The organism is Azospirillum oryzae, from assembly GCF_008364795.1.
GTDB classification, from domain to species: domain Bacteria; phylum Pseudomonadota; class Alphaproteobacteria; order Azospirillales; family Azospirillaceae; genus Azospirillum; species Azospirillum oryzae.
The window spans coordinates 175,242-195,819 of the sequence record NZ_VTTM01000003.1 but is presented as its reverse complement, the minus strand read 5'-3'; the positions used below and the strand labels follow the sequence as shown (position 1 = coordinate 195,819).

Annotated in this window: 18 protein-coding genes; 8 read left to right on the top strand and 10 right to left on the bottom strand. The window is 68.3% G+C overall.

Going from position 1 to position 20,578, the window contains the following annotated elements:
- Positions 1–32: 32 nt before the first annotated feature.
- The 3 genes from FZ938_RS12415 to FZ938_RS12405 all read left to right on the top strand — a co-directional run bounded on the left by FZ938_RS12415 (position 33) and on the right by FZ938_RS12405 (position 4,762).
- On the top strand, positions 33–1,310 hold the full coding sequence (locus FZ938_RS12415; RefSeq protein WP_149198800.1) for a TRAP transporter large permease: 1,278 nt from the start codon (positions 33–35) through the stop codon (positions 1,308–1,310).
- A gap of 55 nt (positions 1,311–1,365) precedes the next feature.
- A complete protein-coding gene (locus FZ938_RS12410; protein WP_149198799.1) occupies positions 1,366–2,385 on the top strand; it encodes a TRAP transporter substrate-binding protein in 1,020 nt (339 codons plus the stop codon).
- Positions 2,386–2,677: 292 nt separating this feature from the next.
- A complete protein-coding gene (locus FZ938_RS12405) occupies positions 2,678–4,762 on the top strand; it encodes a methyl-accepting chemotaxis protein (RefSeq protein ID WP_149198798.1) in 2,085 nt (694 codons plus the stop codon).
- A 169-nt stretch (positions 4,763–4,931) separates the two neighbouring features.
- Here the strand turns inward: FZ938_RS12405 and pcaG are convergent, their stop codons facing one another.
- The 8 genes from pcaG to FZ938_RS12365 form a co-directional block, all read right to left on the bottom strand.
- On the bottom strand, positions 4,932–5,489 hold the full coding sequence (pcaG, locus tag FZ938_RS12400) for a protocatechuate 3,4-dioxygenase subunit alpha (protein WP_149198797.1): 558 nt from the start codon (positions 5,487–5,489) through the stop codon (positions 4,932–4,934).
- A gap of 5 nt (positions 5,490–5,494) precedes the next feature.
- Positions 5,495–6,217, bottom strand: coding sequence for a protocatechuate 3,4-dioxygenase subunit beta (gene pcaH, locus FZ938_RS12395; protein ID WP_149198796.1), 723 nt, complete (start codon positions 6,215–6,217; stop codon positions 5,495–5,497).
- A 25-nt stretch (positions 6,218–6,242) separates the two neighbouring features.
- Positions 6,243–7,616 carry a 3-carboxy-cis,cis-muconate cycloisomerase gene (locus FZ938_RS12390; RefSeq protein ID WP_149198795.1) on the bottom strand — a complete coding sequence of 458 codons (1,374 nt, stop codon included), beginning with the start codon at positions 7,614–7,616 and terminating at the stop codon, positions 6,243–6,245.
- Between the two features lie 6 nt (positions 7,617–7,622).
- Entirely contained in the window at positions 7,623–8,036 is a 414-nt protein-coding gene (gene pcaC / locus FZ938_RS12385) for a 4-carboxymuconolactone decarboxylase (RefSeq protein ID WP_425529366.1), read from the bottom strand.
- Positions 8,036–8,833, bottom strand: a complete 798-nt coding sequence (gene pcaD / locus FZ938_RS12380; protein ID WP_149198794.1) for a 3-oxoadipate enol-lactonase — start codon at positions 8,831–8,833, stop codon at positions 8,036–8,038. Before pcaD ends, pcaC begins: the two co-directional genes overlap by 1 nt.
- A 158-nt stretch (positions 8,834–8,991) precedes the next feature.
- Positions 8,992–10,191, bottom strand: a complete 1,200-nt coding sequence (gene pcaF, locus FZ938_RS12375) for a 3-oxoadipyl-CoA thiolase (RefSeq protein ID WP_149198793.1) — start codon at positions 10,189–10,191, stop codon at positions 8,992–8,994.
- 4 nt (positions 10,192–10,195) lie between these two features.
- Positions 10,196–11,005 (bottom strand): CoA-transferase subunit beta, encoded by an 810-nt coding sequence (locus FZ938_RS12370; RefSeq protein ID WP_149198792.1) that lies wholly within the window; start codon positions 11,003–11,005, stop codon positions 10,196–10,198.
- Positions 11,005–11,865, bottom strand: a complete 861-nt coding sequence (locus tag FZ938_RS12365) for a CoA transferase subunit A (protein WP_149198791.1) — start codon at positions 11,863–11,865, stop codon at positions 11,005–11,007. Before FZ938_RS12365 ends, FZ938_RS12370 begins: the two co-directional genes overlap by 1 nt.
- Positions 11,866–12,218: 353 nt before the next feature.
- On the opposite strand from FZ938_RS12365, the gene FZ938_RS12360 reads away from it, so the two are divergent.
- The 5 genes from FZ938_RS12360 (at position 12,219) to FZ938_RS12340 (ending at position 16,872) form a co-directional block, all read left to right on the top strand.
- Positions 12,219–13,403, top strand: coding sequence for an ABC transporter substrate-binding protein (locus FZ938_RS12360; RefSeq protein WP_149198790.1), 1,185 nt, complete (start codon positions 12,219–12,221; stop codon positions 13,401–13,403).
- Between the two features lie 125 nt (positions 13,404–13,528).
- Positions 13,529–14,398: a branched-chain amino acid ABC transporter permease gene (locus FZ938_RS12355; protein WP_149198789.1), complete on the top strand. Its 870-nt coding sequence runs from the start codon at positions 13,529–13,531 to the stop codon at positions 14,396–14,398.
- Positions 14,395–15,417: a branched-chain amino acid ABC transporter permease gene (locus FZ938_RS12350; RefSeq protein ID WP_149198788.1), complete on the top strand. Its 1,023-nt coding sequence runs from the start codon at positions 14,395–14,397 to the stop codon at positions 15,415–15,417. Before FZ938_RS12355 ends, FZ938_RS12350 begins: the two co-directional genes overlap by 4 nt.
- Positions 15,414–16,169: an ABC transporter ATP-binding protein gene (locus FZ938_RS12345; protein ID WP_149198787.1), complete on the top strand. Its 756-nt coding sequence runs from the start codon at positions 15,414–15,416 to the stop codon at positions 16,167–16,169. Before FZ938_RS12350 ends, FZ938_RS12345 begins: the two co-directional genes overlap by 4 nt.
- Entirely contained in the window at positions 16,159–16,872 is a 714-nt protein-coding gene (locus tag FZ938_RS12340; protein WP_149198786.1) for an ABC transporter ATP-binding protein, read from the top strand. Before FZ938_RS12345 ends, FZ938_RS12340 begins: the two co-directional genes overlap by 11 nt.
- A 62-nt stretch (positions 16,873–16,934) precedes the next feature.
- Here FZ938_RS12340 and FZ938_RS12335 read toward each other — a convergent pair whose 3' ends face one another.
- Positions 16,935–17,963 carry an amino acid ABC transporter substrate-binding protein gene (locus FZ938_RS12335; protein ID WP_246457329.1) on the bottom strand — a complete coding sequence of 343 codons (1,029 nt, stop codon included), beginning with the start codon at positions 17,961–17,963 and terminating at the stop codon, positions 16,935–16,937.
- 80 nt (positions 17,964–18,043) lie between these two features.
- Entirely contained in the window at positions 18,044–20,257 is a 2,214-nt protein-coding gene (locus FZ938_RS12330; RefSeq protein ID WP_149198784.1) for a methyl-accepting chemotaxis protein, read from the bottom strand.
- Positions 20,258–20,578 lie beyond the last annotated feature (321 nt).

The following is a 20,578-nucleotide window of genomic DNA, read 5'->3' as shown; positions in this document are numbered from 1 at the left end:
CCAATAGATTTCCTGCGGACGGAGACGCCGCCATGACGCTCACCATTTTCCTGGGCTCGCTGTTCGGCTTCATGCTGCTCGGCATGCCCATCGCCTTCGCGCTGATGCTGACCGGCGTCGCGCTGATGGTCCACCTCGACTTCTTCGACGCCCAGCTGGTCGCCCAGAACATGCTGAGCGGCGCCGACAACTATCCGCTGATGGCGGTGCCCTTCTTCATCCTGGCCGGCGAGCTGATGAATGCCGGCGGCATCTCGCAGCGCATCATCAATCTGGCGGTCAGCCTGGTCGGCCACATCAAGGGCGGGCTGGGGTATGTCACCATCGGCGCCTCGGTGATGCTGGCCAGCCTGTCGGGGTCGGCCATCGCCGACACCGCCGCGCTGGCGACCCTGCTGATCCCGATGATGCGCGACCATGGCTATCCGGTGCCGCGCTCCGCCGGTCTGATCGCGTCGGGCGGCATCATCGCCCCGATCATCCCGCCCAGCATGCCCTTCATCATCTTCGGCGTGACCACCAACACCTCGATCAGCGCGCTGTTCATGGCCGGCATCGTGCCCGGCCTGCTGATGGGCATCGGTCTGGTCTGCGCCTGGACGTTCGTCGTCCGCGACATGACGGTGAAGCTGCAGCCGAAGGCGAGCGGGCGGGAGCGGCTGAAGGCGCTGGGCGACGGCGTCTGGGCGCTGGCCCTGCCGGTCATCATCATCGGCGGCCTGCGCGGCGGCATCTTCACGCCGACCGAGGCCGCGGTGGTCGCCGCCGTCTATTCGCTGTTCGTCGCGCTGTTCGTCTACCGTCAGGTCACGCTGCCGCAGCTGGTCCCGCTGCTGGTCCAGGCGGCGCGCACCACCAGCACCGTGATGTTCCTGTGCGCCGCCGCGCTGGTGTCGTCCTACATGGTGACGCTGGCCGACCTGCCGCAGCAGATGACGGAGCTGCTGGCCCCGCTGATGAGCCATCCGAAGATGCTGATGCTGGCCATCGCCGTCCTGCTGCTGGCCGTCGGCACGGTGATGGACCTGACGCCGACCATCCTGGTGCTGGGGCCGGTGCTGACCCCTCTTGCGATCAAGGCCGGCATCGACCCCGCCTATTTCGGCGTGATGTTCGTTCTCGTCGGAACGCTGGGCCTGATCCATCCGCCGGTCTGCACGGTGCTGAACGTGGTGTGCGGCGTCGCCCGAATCTCGCTGGAAAGCGCCACCAAGGGCATCTGGCCCTTCCTTTTGACCTACATCGTGCTGCTCGGGCTGCTGATCGCCGTGCCGGAGATCGTCACCATGCCGCTGCACCTGTTCCACTGACGCCTACCAAGACCAATCAGAACGAAACACCAGACGTTAAGGGAGTTCGACACCCATGTTCCGCAAACTGCTGCTCGCCACCGGCATCGCCGCCGCGCTGCTCGCCCCGATCGCCGCCACGACCTCCGCTGCCGCCCAGGACGTGAAGACCCGCATCATCCGCTTCGGCTACGGCCTGTCGGAGAACAGCAACCAGGGCCGGGCGGTGAAGTATTTCGCCGAGGAGCTGTCCAAGCGCAGCGGCGGCAAGTTCAAGATGAAGGGCTTCGGCGACGCCAGCCTGGGCAGCGACATCCAGATGCAGAACGCCCTGATCGGCGGCGCGCAGGAGATGATGGTCGGCTCCACCGCCACGCTGGTCGGCATCGTCAAGGATTTCGGCGCCTTTGACCTGCCCTTCCTGTTCAACAACGAACGGGAAGCCGACGCCGTGCTGGACGGCCCGTTCGGCGAGAAGCTGCTGAAGTCGCTGAACGACAAGGGGCTGGTCGGGCTCGTCTATTGGGAGAACGGCTTCCGCAACCTGACCAACAGCAAGCGGCCGATCACCAAGGTCGAGGACATGGGCGGCATCAAGCTGCGCGTGATGCAGAACCCGGTCTACATCGACATGTTCAACCGCTTCGGCGCCAACGCGGTGCCGCTGGCCTTCTCCGAACTGTTCACCGCGCTGGAGACCGGCACGGTCGACGGCCAGGAGAACCCGGTCACCACCATCCAGTCGTCCAAGTTCTATGAAGTCCAGAAGTACCTGACCATCTCCCGCCACGTCTACAGCCCGTGGATCGTGCTGGCCAGCAAGCGCTGGTACGACGGCCTGTCGGCGGACGAGAAGAAGATCCTGAACGAGGCCGCCGTCGCCTCGCGCGATTTCGAGCGCAAGGACAGCCGCGAGGCCTCGGCCCAGAGCGTGGCCTACCTGAAGGAAAAGGGCATGCAGATCAACGAGCTGAGCCCGGCCGAGCTGGACCGCATGCGCGAGATGGTCAAGCCCGCCTTCGACAAGTACGCCGCCGACGGCGGTGCCGAGGTGCTGAAGGACCTGCAGGCCGCCATCACCGCCGCCCGGAAGTAATCACGGGCGACCTGTCGTGACGGTATGAAGGGGGCGGACCGGGACGACCGGTCCGCCCCTTTTCCTTGAGGACGCGGAGTGGAAGTTGTATGTGCCCGAAAGATTCGCGGACCAGTCCCAAAGTATGAATTGTTGATCCGGGTATGATTGATCGTCATTCATTTGAGAGTTGTTCTCACCATCTGTTGGGATGACAGATATATTAGCAATTAATTTACTTGAATTTAACGGAACCGCGGGACAGTCGGTCGGGGTGTCGGGCCCTTGTCCGGGTATGTCGCGGGGAATGTAGATGTTCAAGAAATTGCCATTGGTGACCAAGCTGGTGTTGGCGATCGGCGTGGTTCTGCTGGTCGGGCTGGGGGTCGGCACGGTCGTGATCTCCGCCAGGAGCGGGGCCGATACCGATGCCTTGTCCTTCAAGGTCGGGGACGAACTCGGCAAATACCATGCCGAAACCGTCGAGCGGCGTCTGAACGACGCCATGAACATCAGCCGCCTGATGCGGACCACCCTGCTGAGCCTGAAGCGCAACGGCGTCGCCGACCGCGCCAAGCTGAACGACTGGCTGAAGAGCCTGCTGGAGAGCAATCCCAACCTGATCGGCGTGTGGATCGGCATGGAGCCGAACGCGCTGGACGGCAAGGACTCCGACTTCGTCAACAGCGCCGGCAGCGACGCCAGCGGCCGCTTCATCCCCTATTGGAACCGCGGCAGCGGCAAGGTCCAGCTGGAGGCGCTGACCGGCTATGACGATCCCGGCCCCGACGGCCTCTATTACCAGCAGGCCAAGCGTACCGGCAAAGAGGTGATCGTCGAACCCTACAGCTATGCGGTGGCCGGCAAGACCGTCCTGATGGTGTCGCTGGTGGTTCCGGTCATGGAAGGCGGCAAGTTCGTCGGTGTCGCCGGCGTCGACATCGCCACCGACGAGATCTGGAACGAGCTGAAGACGGCGAAGCCCTTCGGGACGGGGTCGGTCTTCCTGATCTCCAACGGCGGGCTGTGGGCCGGCTACAGCAACGCCGACCATATGGGCAAGTCGATCCTGCAGACCAACGAACGGCTGAAGGAGGCGTTGCCGGCCATCCGCGACGGCAAGCCCTATGCCCACTTCTCGATGTCGGCCAGCCTGAAGACCGAGGTCAAGCAGCTGTTCCGGCCGGTCATCGTTGGCGACACCGGCACGCCCTGGTCGGTGCTGATCAATCTGCCGATGAACCAGATCGAGGCGCCGAAGGAGGAACTGCGCAGCTTCATCGCCGTCGGCGCCGTGCTGCTGACCGCCGGGCTGCTGCTGGCGCTGTGGCTGTCGACGCGGACCATCGTCGGCACGCCGCTGCGCCGGATCATCGCGACGGTGGAGGCGCTGACCGCCGGCCGGCAGGACGTGGAGGTGCGCGACCGCGACCGCTCCGACGAGATCGGGGCGATCAACAAGGCGCTGCAGCTGTTCAAGGAGAATGCCGGCCGCGTCGCCGAGATGGAGGAGCAGCGCCGCCGGGACGAGGCGCAGGCCGCCGAGCGGCGCAGGCAGGAACTGGCCCGGATGGCCGACCGGTTCGAGGGCACTGTCGGCGGCGTGGTCGCCAGCGTGACCGAGCAGGCGGAACTGATCCGCACCGATTCAGAAGGGCTGTCGGCCATCGCCGAGCAGACCAACGCCCAGGCCGCCGCCGTCGCCAGCGCCGCCGACGTCGCCAGCAGCAACGTGCAGACGGTCGCCGCCGCGGCGGAGGAACTGGCCCATTCCATCGAGGAGATCAACCAGCGCATCGCCGCCTCGTCGCGCATGGCGAACGACGCGGTGGGCGAGGTCGAGAAGACCAACGGCACCGTCGCCGGCTTGGCCGAAGCGGCGCAGAAGATCGGCGACGTGGTGAACCTGATCCAGTCCATCGCCGGCCAGACCAACCTGCTGGCGCTGAACGCCACCATCGAGGCGGCGCGTGCGGGCGAGGCCGGCAAGGGCTTCGCCGTCGTGGCGCAGGAGGTGAAGAACCTCGCCAGCCAGACCGCCAAGGCGACGGAGGAGATCGCCGCCCAGATCGCCGAGATCCAGTCGGTCAGCGGCAGCGCCGTCGGCGCCATCCAGGCCATCGGCCGCACCATCCTGGGCATCAGCGAGACGGTCACCGCCGTCGCCGCCGCGGCGGAGGAGCAGGGGGCGGCGACCCGCGAGATCAGCCGCAACGTCCAGCAGGCCGCCGCCGGCACCCGCGAGGTGTCGACCAACATCGAGGGTGTTACCCGCGCCGCCAGCGAGACCGGCAGCATGGCCTCCCAGGCCCGCGCCGCCGCCGACACGCTGTCGCACCAGTCGGCGCAACTGCGGACTGAAGTGCAGCGCTTCGTGGCGACGATCCGGGAGGGGTGATGTGGGGTGTCGGCTGACGATGCCCCCTCCCTAACCCTCCCCCACCTTCGGTGGGAGAGGGGACTGCCGCCGCTTCGGCAATTAGCTCCCGCTGACAAGCGTCCTACCCCCTCTCCCACCGAAGGTGGGGGAGGGATGGGGAGGGGGCACCCGGCGGCCTGAGTTCACCTCAACAATCAAAAAACACCGTCTCTCCCGCGCCCTGCAGGCGGATGTCGAAGCGGTAGACCACGCCGCCCGGCAGTTCGGCGCGCCGGGCGATCAGGGTGTCGCGGCGGTCGGCGGGGACGGTCGTCAGCACCGGGTCCGCGGCGTTCGCCGCAACCTCGTCGGAGAAGTGCAGGCGGGTGAAGGCGTGGCTCAGCATGCCGCGGGCGAACACCGTCACCGCGATGTGCGGGGCATGGCCGGGGTCGCAGGCGCCCGGCTTCACCGTGTCGAAGAAATAATAACCGGCGTCGTTGGTGCCGCAGCGGCCGAAGCCTGCCGCACCGGGGGCGTGTTTGCCGTCGGCGCCGGCCTGCCAGATCTCCACCACGCAGTCGCGGATCGGCGCACCCTCGCCGTCGTAAACCACGCCTTCGATGCGGATGTGCTCGCCGGGCATGTCGCGGGTGGCCAGCCGGTTGGTTGCCAGCGGGCGGCGGCCGTAGAGTTCCGGCGTCCAGGCATAGGCGAAATAGGGGCCGACGGTTTGGGACGGGGTCTGTTTCAGCATCTGGCTCATGTGGATCAGCCCTCCATCGGCGTGGCCTGGCGTCCGCGCAGGACGATGTCGAATTCATAGCCGAGCGCCCACACCGGCTCGGTCACGTCGATGGAGAAGCGGGAGATCAGCAGCTCGCGCGCGCCCTCCGGCACCCCGTTGTAGATGGGGTCGAGCAGCAGAAGCGGGTCGCCGGGGAAATACATCTGGGTGACCAGCCGGGTCAGGAAGGACGGCCCGAACAGCGAGAAATGGATGTGCGCCGGCCGCCACGCATTGTGGTGGTTGCCCCAGGGATAGGCGCCGGGCTTGATCGTGGTGAAGCGGTAGCGGCCCTCGGCGTCGGTGATGCAGCGGCCGGCCCCGAAGAAGTTGGGGTCGAGCGGCGCATCATGCTGGTCCCAGCGGTGGACGTAGCGGCCGCAGGCGTTGGCCTGCCAGATCTCCAGCAGCGTGTGCGGCACCGGCCGGCCGCTCTCGTCCAGCACGCGGCCGGTGACGATCATGCGCTCGCCGATCGGTTCGCCGTTGACGCGGCCGTTCTTCGTCAGGTCGTTGTCGAGCGGATCGACGCTGTCATGACCGAACACAGGACCGCTGCGCACCGACAGGCACTGCTTCATCGGGATCAGCGGCTTGCGAGGCGAGCGCAGTACCGTCGATTTGTAGAGCGGCGACAGATAGGGCGGGTGTTGCGCCCAATCGCGGGGGCTGAAATCTCCCTCCGCCTCGTGAACGGCTGTGTCCATCTCGGGGGTCCCTCCTTGGGAGCGGTCAGTTCTGCTGACGCTGTTGGTGCCTGTGGAGTGTCAGAACGCGGTCGATGAAGTGGGAGGCGGAGCCGGTGTAGTTCAGCGGGTCGAACAGGCGGTCGAGGGTGTCGGCGCCCAGCGCCTGCATCACTTCGGCATCCTCGGCCAGCACGTCACGCAGCGGGCGGGCGGTGTCGGCGGCGCGGCGGCTGGCCTCGGCCACGCGGGAATGGGCGGCCATCCGGCCCATGCGGTCGCCCAGCGCCATGGTGACGGCTTCGGCCAGGATCAGGCCGCGGGTGAGGTCGAGGTTGGCGCGCATGCGCTCGGCATCGACGGTCAGGCCGGCGATGGTCTCGCGGGCATGACGGGCGGCACCGGCGACGAGGCGGCAGAGGTCGGGCAGCGCCTGCCACTCGGCATGCCAGCCGCCGAGGCCGCGTTCATGCTCCTGCACCTGCGCCGCCAGCAGCCCGCCGACCATGGCGGGCGCGCGGATGGCGGTGGAGAGCAGGACGGCGCAGGACACCGGGTTGCGCTTGTGCGGCATGGTGGAGGAGCCGCCGCGGCCGGGCGCGGCAGGCTCGAAGGCTTCGGCGACCTCCATCTGCATCATCAGCGAGATGTCGCGGCCCAGCGTGCCCAGCGTGCCGGCGAGGATGCCGAGGGCCGAGGCCAGTTCGGTGATGCGGTCGCGGCTGGCGTGCCAGGGCAGGGCGGGCAGGGGGAGGCCGAGGTCGCCGGCCAAAGCCTCCGCCACCGCCGGGCCGGCGTCACCGAGGGCAGCCAGCGTGCCGGCGGCGCCGCCGAATTGCAGGGCGAGGCGGCTGCGGGACGCGGCGAGCCGCTGGCGGTCGCGGCCCAGCGCGTCGAGCCAGCCCGCCGCCTTCAGCCCGAAGGTGGTCGGCAGGGCGTGCTGCAGCCAGGTGCGGGCGACCATCGGCGTGGCGCGGTGGCGGTCGGCGAGATCGGCCAGACCATCGGCAAGGGCGGCCAGATCGGCGTCCAGACCGTCGAGGAAGCGGCGCAGTTGCAGCATCAGGCCGCTGTCCATCGCGTCCTGGCTGGTGGCGCCCCAATGGACGTAGCGGGAGGCTTCCTCGTCGGCAGCCTTCACCGCGCGGGTCAGGTGCCTGACCATCGGGATCGCGGTGTTGCCGGCCAGCGCCGCCTCCGCCCCCAGCGCGGTCAGGTCGTAGAGGTCTGCCTTGCACGCCGCCTCGATGGCCGGGACGGCGCGGGCGGGGATGACGCCGACCGCCGCCTCGGCCCGCGCCAGCGCCGCCTCGAACTCCAGCATGGCTTGCAGCCGCGCGGTGGCGGAGAAGGCATCGGCCGCCGCGTCGCTGGTGAAGAGCGGGTCGAGCAACGGGTCGGAATAGCGGTCGGCGGTCATGGCTTTTTACCCTTTCCGGGCGTCTTCCTCGTCCATCTCGGCATAGACGGCGCGGGCCAGCGCTATCGCGTGGTTTCCGGCGGGGACGCCGGCGTAGACGGCGGCCTGCATCAGGATTTCCTTCACCTCGTCGCGGGTGACGCCGGTGTTGCGGGTGGCGCGGATGTGCAGCTTCAACTCGCCATCCTTGCCCAGCGCCGCCAGCATGCCGATGGTCAACATGCTGCGCGTCCGGATGTCCAGGCCCGGCCGGGTCCAGATCTGGCCCCAGGCGGTCTTGGTGATGAACTCCTGGAAATCGGCGTCGAACCCGGTGGCGCGCTCCAGCGAGCGGTCGACATGGGCGTCGCCCAACACCGAACGGCGCACCGCCATGCCGCGGTCGTAGAGGTCCTTGTCCATCATTTCATGGTCGGCCATCAGAGGTCCCCCAGGAAGCCGCCGATCAGGGCGGCCAGTTCCGCCGGCTTCTCTACGCCGGGGATGTGGGCGGCGCCGGGCAGCAGTTCGAAGCGGGCGCCGGGGATGCCGGCCGCCAGTTCGCGGGCGGCATCGGGCGGGGTGGCGACGTCATGCTCGCCGCAGATCACCAGGGTGGGGGCGGTGATGGCGGCGTTGGCGGCGCGCAGGTCGGCGTCGCGGATCGCCATGGCGCAGCCGACATAGCCGTCCTCGGTGGTGCGCGCGACCATGGCGGTGTAGCCGCGGATCTGGTCGGGGCGGCCGTCGCGGAAGGCTTGGGTGAACCAGCGGGCCATGACCCCGTCGGAAATCGCGGTCATGCCGCGGGCGCGGATGGCGGCGATGCGGTCGGTCCAGACCGATTGCGGGCCGATGACGCCGGCGGTGTCGCACAGGATCAGGCCACGGATGCGGCCGGGCGCCTTGACGGCGAGGCGCTGCGCCATCATGCCGCCGATGGACAGGCCGCAGACATGGGCACGATCGATGCCAAGCGCGTCGAGCAGGCCGGCGGCGTCGTCGGCGAGGATATCCATGCTGTAGCCGGCATCATCGGTGACCGGCGTCACCTGGGTCAGGCCGTGGCCGCGCATGTCGTAGCGCAGGATGCGGTAGCGTTGCGACAGCAGGGGGATGACATCGTCCCAGATGTGGAAGCTGGTGCCGATGGAGTTGGCGAACAGCAGCACCGGCGCGTCCGCCGGGCCGGTCAGGTCGTAATGCTGGGTGATGCCGGCGGCTTCGATGAAGGGCATGGGGGCTTCCGCTGACGGTTATTGGGCGGTGATGTTTTTTGCCCCCTCCCTAACCCTCCCCCGCTTCGCGGGAGAGGGAACTCCGCCGCTCTTGCGCTTAACTCCCTCTCCCACCGCAGGTGGGGGAGGGTTGGGGAGGGGGCATTCGAAGCCTGAGGCTACACCCGCTCGATCATCACCGCGATGCCCTGGCCGACGCCGATGCACATGGTGCAGAGCGCGGTCCGGCCGCCGGACTGTTCGAGTTGGTAGAGCGCGGTGGTCGCCAGACGGGCGCCGCTCATGCCGAGCGGATGGCCAAGCGCGATGCCGCCGCCGTTCGGGTTCACATGGGCGGCGTCATCCGGCAGGCCAAGCTCGCGCAGGACGGCCAGCGCCTGGGCGGCGAAGGCCTCGTTCAGTTCGATCAGGTCGATGTCGGCGATGCTGCGGCCGAGACGTTCCAGCAGTTTGCGGGTGGCGGGGACCGGGCCGATGCCCATGACGCGCGGCGGGACGCCGGCGGTGGCGCCGCCGAGGATGCGGGCGCGCGGGGTCAGGCCGAAACGCTTCACCGCCACTTCGGACGCGATCAGCAGGGCGGCGGCGCCGTCGTTGACGCCCGACGCGTTGCCGGCGGTCACCGTGCCGCCGGGGCGGACGATGGGCTTGAGGGCCGACAGCGCCTCGATGGTCGTGGCGCGGGGATGTTCGTCGGTGGTCACCACCGTCTCGCCCTTGCGGGTCCTGATGGTGACGGGGGCGATCTCGCGGGCCATGCTGCCGTCGGCGATGGCGCGGGCGGCGCGGTCCTGGCTGCGCAGCGCGAAGGCGTCCTGGTCGGCGCGGGCGATCTTCCAGTCGTCGGCGACATTCTCCGCCGTCTCCGGCATCGAATCGGTGCCATAGGCCGCCTTCATCGCCGGATTGACGAAACGCCACCCGATGGTGGTGTCGAAGATCTCGGCCTGCCGGGAGAAGGGAGCGTCGGCCTTGCCCATGACGAAGGGGGCGCGGCTCATGCTTTCCACCCCGCCGGCGATCATCAGGTCGGCCTCGCCCGCCTTGATGGCGCGGGCGGCGGTGACGAGCGCGTCGAGGCCGGAGCCGCAGAGCCGGTTCATCGTCGTGCCCGGCACCGCGTCGGGCAGGCCGGCCAGAAGGGCGGCCATGCGGGCGACGTTGCGGTTGTCCTCGCCGGCCTGGTTGGCGCAGCCATAGATGACGTCGTCCACCGCGGCCCAGTCGACCGAGGGGTTGCGCTGCATCAGGGCACAGATCGGCATGGCGCCGAGATCGTCGGTGCGCACCGACGACAGGGATCCTGCATAGCGGCCGATGGGGGTGCGGATGGCGTCGCAGATATAGGCGTCACGCATTGCTTTATCCTTCTCCGCCGGTTTGACCATGGGCTGCAGCAGTGCGGGCGTGCAGGTCGCGCAGCGCCGTCAGGGTTTCGGCGTCCGGGATTTCGGTGGTCTTCAGGTCCGGCGAGATCCTCAGGTCCCAACCGGTGGCGGCCTTCACCTGCTCCACCGTCACGCCGGGGTGGATGCCGGTCAGGGTCAGCTCCTTGGTCACCGGGTCGGGGGTGAGGATGCCGAGGTCGGTGATGACCGCCGTCGGCCCGGCACCGGGAATGCCGGCCCTGGCCCGTGCGTCGCCGCCGTCGAGATATCCTGCGGAGGTGACGAAGGGCAGCTTGGCGACGAAGGCCTTCGGGCTGTGCTTCAGGACGATGAACACCTCCTTGGCCTGGGAGGCGATCTCCGGCGCGCCGCCGGCACCGGGCAGCCGCACCTTGGGCGCGTCATAGGGGCCGATGACGGTGGTATTGATGTTGGCGAAGTGGTCGACCTGGGCGGCACCGAGGAAGCCGACGTCGATCCGCCCGCCCTGCAGCCAGTAGCGGAAGATTTCCGGCGTGCCGACCACGGTGTCGGCGGTCAGCGCGAGGTCGCCGTCGCCGATCGACAGCGGCAGCACCGTCGGCTTGGCGCCGATCGGGCCGGATTCATAGATCAGCACCACCTCGGGCGCATGGGTCAGCCGGGCGAGGTTGGCGGCGGTGGAGGGCAGGCCGATGCCGACGAAACAGACGGTGCCGTCCTTCAGCAGGCGGCTGGCCGCCACCGTCATGATCTCGGTCGCGGTGAAATCGAGAGTCGATGTGGTGGTCTCGGCAGCACTCATCACACGGCCTCCTTCATGCTTTCGGCCAGCACGCGGCGGAAGCCGGCGAAATCGTCGGTGTCCAGCACATGGCGCTGCATCCAGGCCCGGAAGTCGTCGCGCGAGCGGGCGATGGGGTCCCAGGCCTTGTAGAAGCGGTTGTCGCGCTCCGAATAGCCCTGCGCGTAGGACGGATAGGCACCGCCGGGGACGGGACAGACGGCGGAGAGCGCCCAGCTCGGCAGCACGCAGGCATTCGGCGGCGCCTCCAGATCGTCGACGATCTCCTCCACCGTGACGATGGAGCGCTTGGCGGCCAGAACGGCTTCCTTCTGGACGCCGAGGATGCCCCAGAGCAGGACATTGCCGCGGCGGTCGGCCTTCTGGGCGTGGATGACCGTCACGTCGGGTCGGACGGCGGGGATGGCGGCCAGCTTCTCAGCCGTAAAGGGGCATTCGACGAAGCGGATGTTCGGGTTGACCTTCGGCAGGTCGGAGCCGGTGTAGCCGCGCAGCAGGGCGAAGGGCAGGTTGGAGGCGCCGGCGACATAGGCGTTGGCCATGCCGGCGTGGCTGTGCTCCTCGATCTCCAGCCGGTGCGGCCAGCCCTGTTCGACCGCGTCGCGGAAGCGGTGGAGGGATCCGACGCCGGGATTGCCGCCCCAGGAGAAGATCAGCTTCGCGGCGCAGCCCATGCCGATCATCTGGTCGTAGATCAGGTCCGGTGTCATGCGCACCAGCGTCAGGCCGCGCCGGCCCTGCCGGATGATCTCGTGGCCGGCGGCATGGGGAATCAGGTGCGTGAACCCTTCCAGGGCGACCGTGTCGCCGTCTTGCACGAGGCTCGCCACCGCCTCGCGCAGGGGCGTGATCTTCGCCATATGACCTCCTGATTGTGCGAAAACCGCACGAACAATCTTCTTTACGCACAGATTGGCGATGGTGCCGGCTTGGTGTCAAGGTCGAAAAGAGCGAATTCAGGGCGTTTATCGCCCATATTGCGCCGCAACATAAGATTCACGCGGTGTAGTGTACGGCGCTTTCACATAAAAACGTTCTGTTTCAGTGTTTTAGTGAAGAGGACGGTTTTGTGCGATTATAGAACATAGCATCAAATATCGCACTTGACGGTTCGTCCATCCCTCAGTACGGTTGGCACAACAGTCAATGACCGGAACCCAAGAATTCGGATTGGGATTCCGGCGCCGGCATATGGTCACATGTGGGAGGGACAATGACGAGGACTCTGCGCAACGCGCTGCTGGGTGCGGCGTTCGGTCTGGCGCTGGCGGCCGGTCCGGCCGGCGCCGCCACCATCAAGGTCGGTGTCGTGGCGCCCTTCTCCGGCCCGTTCGGTGTGGTCGGCAAGAGCTTCAAGGAAGCCATCGAGGTCTATCAGGCCGAACATGGCAAGACCGTCGGCAACGACACCGTGGAGTTCATCTACAAGGACCTCGACCAGCCGAATCCCTCCCAGTCCAAGGCGCTGTCGCAGGAACTGATCGTCAAGGACAAGGTGTCCTTCCTCGCCGGCTATTTCTTCACGCCGGACGCGCTGGCCGTCGCCCCGCTGATCGACGAGGCCAACATCCCCTGCGTGATCTTCAACGCCGCGACCTCCGCCATCACGGAGAAGTCGCCGCGTTATGTCCGCACCTCTTTCACCCTGTGGCAGAACACGGTGCCGCTGGCCGAATACATGGCCAAGCAGGGCATCAAGAAGGCGGTTTCGGCGGTCAGCGACTACGGCCCCGGCATCGACGGCGAGGCCGCCTTCAAGACCACCTTCGAGAAGCATGGCGGCACGGTGGTGGACACCATCCGCATGCCGCTGAAGTCCAACGACTTCGCCCCCTTCATGCAGCGCATCAAGGATTCGGGCGCCGAGGCCGTCTATGCCTTCCTGCCGGCCGGTCCGGCGACGCTGGCCTTCGCCAAGGCCTTCAACGACACCGGGCTTCGGGCCGCGGGCATCAAGTTCTTCGGCCCCGGCGACCTGACCCAGGAACCGGACCTGCCGGCGCTGGGCGACGCGGCGATGGGCATCACCACCAGCTTCAACTACAGCCGCGCCCATGATTCGGCGATGAACAAGGCCTTCGTCGCCAAGCACAAGGAGATGTTCGGGTCCTACGACAGCGTCACCTTCACCTCGGTCGGCGCCTATGACGGCGTTCACGTCATCTATCAGATGATCAAGAACGGCGGCGGCAAGATCGACGGCGCCAAGGCGGTGGAGTCGGTGAAGGGCATGAGCTGGGAAAGCCCGCGCGGACCCCTGACCATCGACCCGGACAGCCGCCACGTCACCCAGACGATCTATCTGCGCACCGTCGAGAAGGTCGACGGCAAATTGGAGAATGTCGAGAAGCAGGCGTTCCCGAAGCAGCCGGACTATGGGTACAAGTTGGCGAAGTGAGGGGGTTTTTGAAGCTGGCGTGGTGGTGAGTTAGACCCCCACCCTAACCCTCCCCCGCCCAGCGGGGGAGGGTTAGGGTGGGGGTAAGAGGCGGCAACGGGCATCAGCGCAGACGGACGCACATCATGGAAACCATGTTCGGGATCGCCGTCGACGGGGTCGCCTACGGCATGATCCTCTTCATCATCTCCGTCGGGTTGTCGGTGACGCTGGGGCTGATGCGGGTGGTCAATCTGGCACATGGCGCCTTCGCCATGGTCGGCGGCTATATCGCCTCCTATGCGGCGCAGGAGGCCGGGCTGCCCTATGCGGCGGCGCTGGTGGTGGCGGTGGCGCTGACGGTGCTGGCGACGCTGCCGCTGGAACGGCTGCTGTACCGCCGCATCTACGGCTCGGCCAACGAGCTGGCGCAGGTGCTGCTGACCATCGGGCTGACCTTCGTCATCGTCGCCGGCATCAATTACCTGTTCGGCCCGACGCTGAAGCGCATCCCGCTGCCGGACCTGCTGATCGGCACGGTGGAACTGGGTCCGAAGGCGATCCCGACCCACCGCGCTTTCGTGATCGCCGCCGGGGCGGTGACCCTGCTGGGACTGTGGTGGCTGCTGGAGCGCACCGATTTCGGCATCCGGCTGCGCGCGGCGGTCGATGACCCCGCGATGGCGGCGGCGCTGGGCATCCGGACGGAGCGGCTCTATCTGGCGACCTTCGCGCTCGGCACCGGGCTGGCGGCGCTGGGCGGCGTGCTGGGGGCGGAACTGCTGCCGCTGGAGCCCTATTACGCCATCCGCTACATCGTGCTGTTCCTGGCGGTGGTGGCGGTCGGCGGGGCGGGGAGCATCTTCGGCTCGGCGGCGGCGGCGCTGGCGCTGGGCATCGTCGACACCGCCGGCAAATACCTGATCCCGAGTTTCGGCGAGTTCTTCTTCTACGCCGCCCTGATCCTGATCCTGTTCCGCTGGCCCCACGGCTTCTTCAAAGGGAGGACGGCATGACCAGTGTCGCCGAGCGAGACGGCAAGGCCGGCCAGATGACCCGACGCACCCCGCTGGCGGCCCGCCGCGACCTGGACTGGATCGGCATTCCGCTGGTCGCCGCGGTCGGGCTGGCCGCCTATTGGTTGCTGCCGGACGATCTGGCGCTGCTGACCCGCATCGCCGCCTCGGCGCTGTTCGTGCTGTCGCTCGACCTCGTGCTCGGCTATGGCGGGATCGCCACGTTGGGGCAGGCGGCGATGTTCGGCACCGGCGCCTATGCCGCCGGCATCGTCGCGGTCAACTGGAACAACGACCCCTTCGCCATGCTGGCGGTTGGTGGGCTGGCCGGCGGGCTGATTGCGCTGGTCACCGGTGCGCTGATCCTGCATGCCCGTGGGCTGACCCTGCTGATGCTGACCATCGCGGTCGGGCAGATCGTGCAGGAGGTCGCCAACAAGGCGCGCGACTGGACCGGCGGCAGCGACGGGCTGTCCGGCATCGACCCGGCGCCGGTGCTGGGGCTGTTCCGCTTCGACATGTTCGGCCGCACATCGTACCTCTTCGCGCTGGCGGTGCTGGTGGTCGGGCTGCTGGTGGCGCGGCGGATCGTGCGCTCGCCCTTCGGGCTGGCCTGCCGCGGGGTGAAGGAGGATCCCTTGCGGATCTCCGCAATCGGCGGTTCGCCGAAATCCTATCTGGTGGTTCTGTATGGCGTGGCCGGGGTGTTTGCCGGGGTGGCCGGCGCCCTGACCGCGGTGACCAGCGGCATCGTCGGGCTGGACAGCGCCGGCTTCCCCTGGTCGGCGGAGGCGCTGGTGATGCTGGTGCTGGGCGGTACCGGGCGGCTCTATGGCGCGGTGATCGGCACGGCGGCCTTCATGGGCATCCACCATATCCTGGCCGCCAGCGACCCCTTCCACTGGATGGGCTTCATCGGCCTGTTCCTGATCGGCATCGTCCTGTTCCTGCCCGGCGGCATCGCCTCTGGGGTGGAGCGGCTGGGTGGGCTGCTGCGCGGGAAGGGGGATGGGGCATGACCAAGCTTCTTGAGGTCGAGGGGCTGAGCAAGAATTTCGGCGGCCTGCAGGTGTCGTCGGACATCTCCATGACGCTGAATGCCGGCGACCGCTGCGCCTTGATCGGACCGAACGGGGCGGGCAAGACGACCTTCGTCAACCTCGTCACCGGGGTGATCCCGCCCAGCGCCGGCACCATCCGGCTGGACGGTCGCGACATCACCCGGCTGTCGGCGGCGGAGCGGGTACGGCTGGGGCTGATCCGCAGCTTTCAGGTGGCGCGGCTGTTTAAGTCGATGACGGTGCGCGAGCATCTGGAACTGGCCGTCCTCCAGCGCGACCGCCGCACCTTCCGCCTGTTCGCCAACGTCGCCAAAGTGGCCGGGCTGGCCGACGAGGTGGCGGGGCTGCTCGACACCATGGGGCTGACGCAGGTGGCGCACACGGCGGTGGGCTCGCTGGCCTATGGGCAGCAACGGCTCTTGGAGATCGCGCTCGCGCTCGCAATGAAGCCGAAGGTGCTGATCCTGGACGAGCCGGCGGCCGGCGTGCCCCATTCGGAAAGCCAACGCATCCTCGACGCCATCGACCGGCTGCCCAAGGATCTGGCGGTGCTGATGATCGAGCACGACATGGATCTGGTCTTCCGCTTCGCCAGGACCATCGTCGTGCTGGCGCAGGGGCGGCTGCTGTGCAGCGGCACCGCCAAGGAGATCGTCGCCGACCCGCGTGTGCGCGAGGTCTATCTGGGGAGCCGCGCCAATGCCCACTGAACCGGTCGGAGCCCTGGAGGTTGCGGATCTGCGCGCCGGCTATGGCAAGACGCTGATCCTGGAGGGCGTGTCGCTGGCCGTGCCGGCGGGCGGGCGGCTGGCGCTGCTCGGCCGCAACGGGGTGGGGAAGACGACGACGCTGGCGACGCTGGTCGGCCAGACCACCCGCCATGGCGGCAGCATCCGGCTGGACGGGGTGGATCTCAGCGCGATGAGCAGTTCGGCGCGGGCGGCGGCGGGGCTCGGCTATGTGCCGCAGACGCGCGACATCTTCAAATCGCTGACGGTGGAGGAGAACCTCGTCACCGGGCTGAAGGGGCGCCCGCGCTGCGCCCTGGAGGAGGCGTACGAGCTGTTCCCCCGGCTCGGCGAGCGACGGCGCAACGGCGGCGGAGAGCTGTCGGGCGGCGAGCAGCAGATGCTGTCGGTCGCCCGCGCCCTGCTCGGCAAGCCGACGGTGCTGCTGCTGGACGAGCCGCTGGAGGGGCTGGCGCCGGTGATCTGCGACACGCTGATGGCGGCGCTGTCGAAGCTCGACATGACCATCCTGCTGGTGGAGCAGCAGGTCGACCGCGCGCTGGACTTCGCCGACCGCGTTGTCTTTCTCGACCGCGGCCGGGTGGTGCATGCCGGGCCGGCGGCGCAGGCGAAGGCGGACTCGGCACTGCTGGAACGCCATCTGGGCGTGGCGCTGGCGGCTTAGGGGGATGATGAAATCCCCCTCTCCCCGGGGGGGAGAGGGGATCTTGGGGGGCTCGGGGTGCGTTACCGGAACGGCGGCGCGTAGAGCAACCCGCCCTGGGTCCAGGGCCTGTTCTGCCCGCGGTCCATGCCGTAGGGGGTGCCGAGGTTGCGGTCGAAGATCTCGCCGTAGTTTCCGACCTGCGCCAGCACCTGCAAGGCCCAGTCGTCCGGCAGGCCCAGCGTGCGGGCGACGCTGCCGGCATGGCCCAGCATGCGGTGCAGTTCGGGGTCGTCGGGGATGCGGCCGGCCTGCACATCCGCCGCCGTGACGCCCTTGGCGTCGGCCAGCACGATGGCGTGGAGCACCCAGCGGGTGATGTCGTACCAGTTGCGGTCGCCCCGCGCGATGTAGGGGGTCAGCGGCTCGCGCGAGATCACGTCGGGGTAGATGGTGATGCCCATCCCGGCCTGGCGGTAGCCGGCCAGCGAGGTGACCAGCACCGTGCGGTCGGTGGTCAGCAGGTCGCATTCATGGGCGAGGAAAGCCTGCAGCGCCTCGTCCAGCGTCTGGAAGGTGCGGATCGTCCAGGGCAGGTCGGACTTGCGGATATAGTCCTCCAGGTTGCGGACGGTGGTGGTGGCGGTCTTGACGCAGACGGTGCGGGCGCCCAGCCGGTCGAGCGGCGGCGGCGCGCCGTCGCTGTGGATGGCGAAGCCCTGGCCGTCATGCAGAAGCGGCATCAGGAATTCGATGTCGTTCGACAGGTCGCGGCTGAAGGTCCAGGTCGTGGTGGTCAGCGCCACGTCGACCTCGTGCTTCTCCACCGCCTGGTATTCCTGCGGCTTTTCCGGCAGGCGGACGACGCGGATCGCCTGGGAATTGCCGAGCGTCGCCGCGGCGAAGACCCGGCAGACATCGACCAGGAAGCCGTCGAGATGGCCCTGCGGATCGGAGAAGGAGATGCCGCTGACCCCGCTGCGCAGGCCGCAGATCAGGAAGCCGCGGCTGTGGATGCGCTCCAGCGTGTCGCCGTCCTCGGCCCGCGCCGGTGGGGCCAGTGCCGGCGAGGCCGACACGATCGCCAGCAGCAGAAGCAACAGCAGCCGCATCCCGACACCCATCCCCAGACTCGTCCCCCCAACCAGTCCCCCGACCCGTCCCGTTCCCCGCCGTCCTGCGGCGGGCGGGGTCAGGCCGCCTGCCCGGCGCGCAGCGTGCCGAGCAGACTATGCAGCGAAGCCGCCTCCTCGGCCAGCGTGTTCGCCGTCTCGGTCAGCGAGGCGGCGATGCCGCCGGTGCGCGCCGCCTGGGCGCTGACGCCGTCGATCAGCGCCGCCACCTCCCCGGTGTTGCCGGCGATCACGCCGACGCGGTTGCGGATGTCGGTGGAGGATTCGGTCTGGCGGGCCACCGCCTCGCCGATCAGGTCCTGCACCTCGTTGATGCGCTCGACCGAGCCGGAGATGCGGGCGAAGGTGCCGACGGTGTTCTGGATGCTGCCGTTGATGGCGCCGACCGAGCTGGCGATCTGCACCGTGGCGTTGGCGGTTTCCTCCGCCAGCTTCTTCACCTCCGCCGCCACCACGGCGAATCCGCGCCCCGCGACGCCGGCCGCCGCCGCCTCGATGGTGGCGTTCAGCGCCAGCAGCTTGGTCTGGTGGGCGATGCCGGTGATGACGTCGACGATGCGGCGGATCTGCTCGGTGTTCTCGCCCAACTGGCCGACCACCTCGCGGGCGGCGGTCAGCTCGTCCAGCGTGGCGCCGACCACGCCGGCCGCCTCGGTCGCGAGGTTGGAGACGGTGCCGATGGTGTCCATCAGCGCCCCGGCGCTGTCGTTGCAGGTGGTGGCGTTGCGGTTGCTCTCGGCGACGAAGCTGCCGGCGCTGACCGTGCTGTCGATGGTGCCGGCCGATTCGCGGCGCAGCGCGTCGGCCAGCTCGCGCAGCTGGCCCGACTGGGTGGCGACGCCCGATGCGACGTGATGCACGTCATCCATCAGCTGGCGGGCCAGCGCGGCGGAGCGCATCTGCTCGCTCACGTCGGTCCAGGACAGGGTCTTGCCCAGCACGTTGCCCTGGTCGTCGAAGACGGTGTCGACATGGGCCTCCACCGTCGTCTCGCCGACCGTCAGCGTGCGGCGCGGAATCGGCGGGCGGGTGGGATCGGTGCAGTCGGCGGTGAAGTCCGGCCCCTGCGCCAGCAGGTCGGGACCGGCGGGGTCGATGCCGTGCGCCTCGCAGAAGGTCCGGGCGGCGGGGTTGACGAAGCCCACTTGACCGTCGGTGCGCAGGAGCGCCGTGGGCACCGGGCTGCTGTCGACCATCCGCTTCATCAGCAGCACCTGCTCCACGCTGCCGCGCAGGTGGCGGAGCGCGGTCGCCATCACCGCCAGCTCGTCGCGGCCGGTGCGGGGGATCTCGATGGAGAGGTCGCCGGCGGCGATCTGCTCCATGGCGCGGGCGAACTTGCGCAGGTTGGCGAAGACGGCGACGCGCAGCAGCAGGGCGGCGGCGATGGCGACGGCCAGCGCGAAGGCGCCGACCATTTCCATCGCGCCGTTGCGCAACTCCTCCGTCGCGCCGACGAAATCCGCGACGTCGCGCGAGATTTCCGCGGTCGCCCACGGCAAGCCACCGTCGCCGCCGAGCGCCACCGTGGTGGTGGACAGCTTGGCATGGTCGGACGGGTCGTTGCCCTTGGCCTCGAACAGCACGCCGCCCTTGCCGTCGGTGAAGCGGATGTCGGCGTCGAGAACGGCGCCCAGGCTGGACAGGGCGGGCAGCGGATCGGTCACCACCTCAAGGAAGCCCAGGACGCGGAAGCCGCCGATGGGGACGATCATGCTGAACAGCGGCCGGCCCTGGCCGTCGCGCCACAGCAGGCTGGCCGGGCGGCGCTTGTCGGCGATGTCGCGCGACTTCAGCGCCTCGAACAGCGGGGCGACGGTGGCGACGCTGTCCTGCTCCCCGCCGGTGGCGGCGATGCGCGCCATGTCGGCGTCGTACACGGCGACCGAGACCAGCCGAACCTCGCGGTCGACCACCACCGGTCGGGCGTTGATGTTCTTCAGCGCCAGCATCGTCTTGGCCGGGTCCTTCTGGTTGATGCTGTCGACCAGGAAGGCGTCGCGGCTCCATTCGTTGGCGTGGTTCTGGAGCCAGTCCGTGTAGTTCTTGCGGATGCGGTCGTTGGCCAGAACCCGCAGGGTCGCCGCCGCGCTGCTGTTGAAGGTTTCGAGCGCGAAGTCGGTGTAGCGTTGCGACACCCAGGCCTGGCTGGCGATCAGCGCCGCCACCAGCACGCCCACCACCGACACCATGGCGCGGCGCAGGGTCCAGAATCGGTGGCGCGCGCCGCCGTCGTCCAGGGTGCCGCCCGTTTTCGTCGAGATCGCCGTCATGCCCAAACCCCCGCCGCCAGTGAACGGTTTCAACGGATTGCTACACGCATATCGTCGCAGGGCCCTTTGAACGGTTTAGCGTTCATTTGTGAACAGTTCGTGTCTTTTCGTTTGCATTTGAGGCAATCGGGGAGGGACGGGGCAAGACATCAACCGGTTTTCCCCCGCTGCCAGACGATCTATGACTTTCCTATGGAGGAATGCTGCAAAACAAAAAGCAACCGGATGTGGTGAGTTGACTTCGGAATAAGCCGGTTTCCCGTTTCGATGCATAAAAAATGGGCCACGGAAGCGCGCGAAAAATTTCCGCGATTTCCGTGG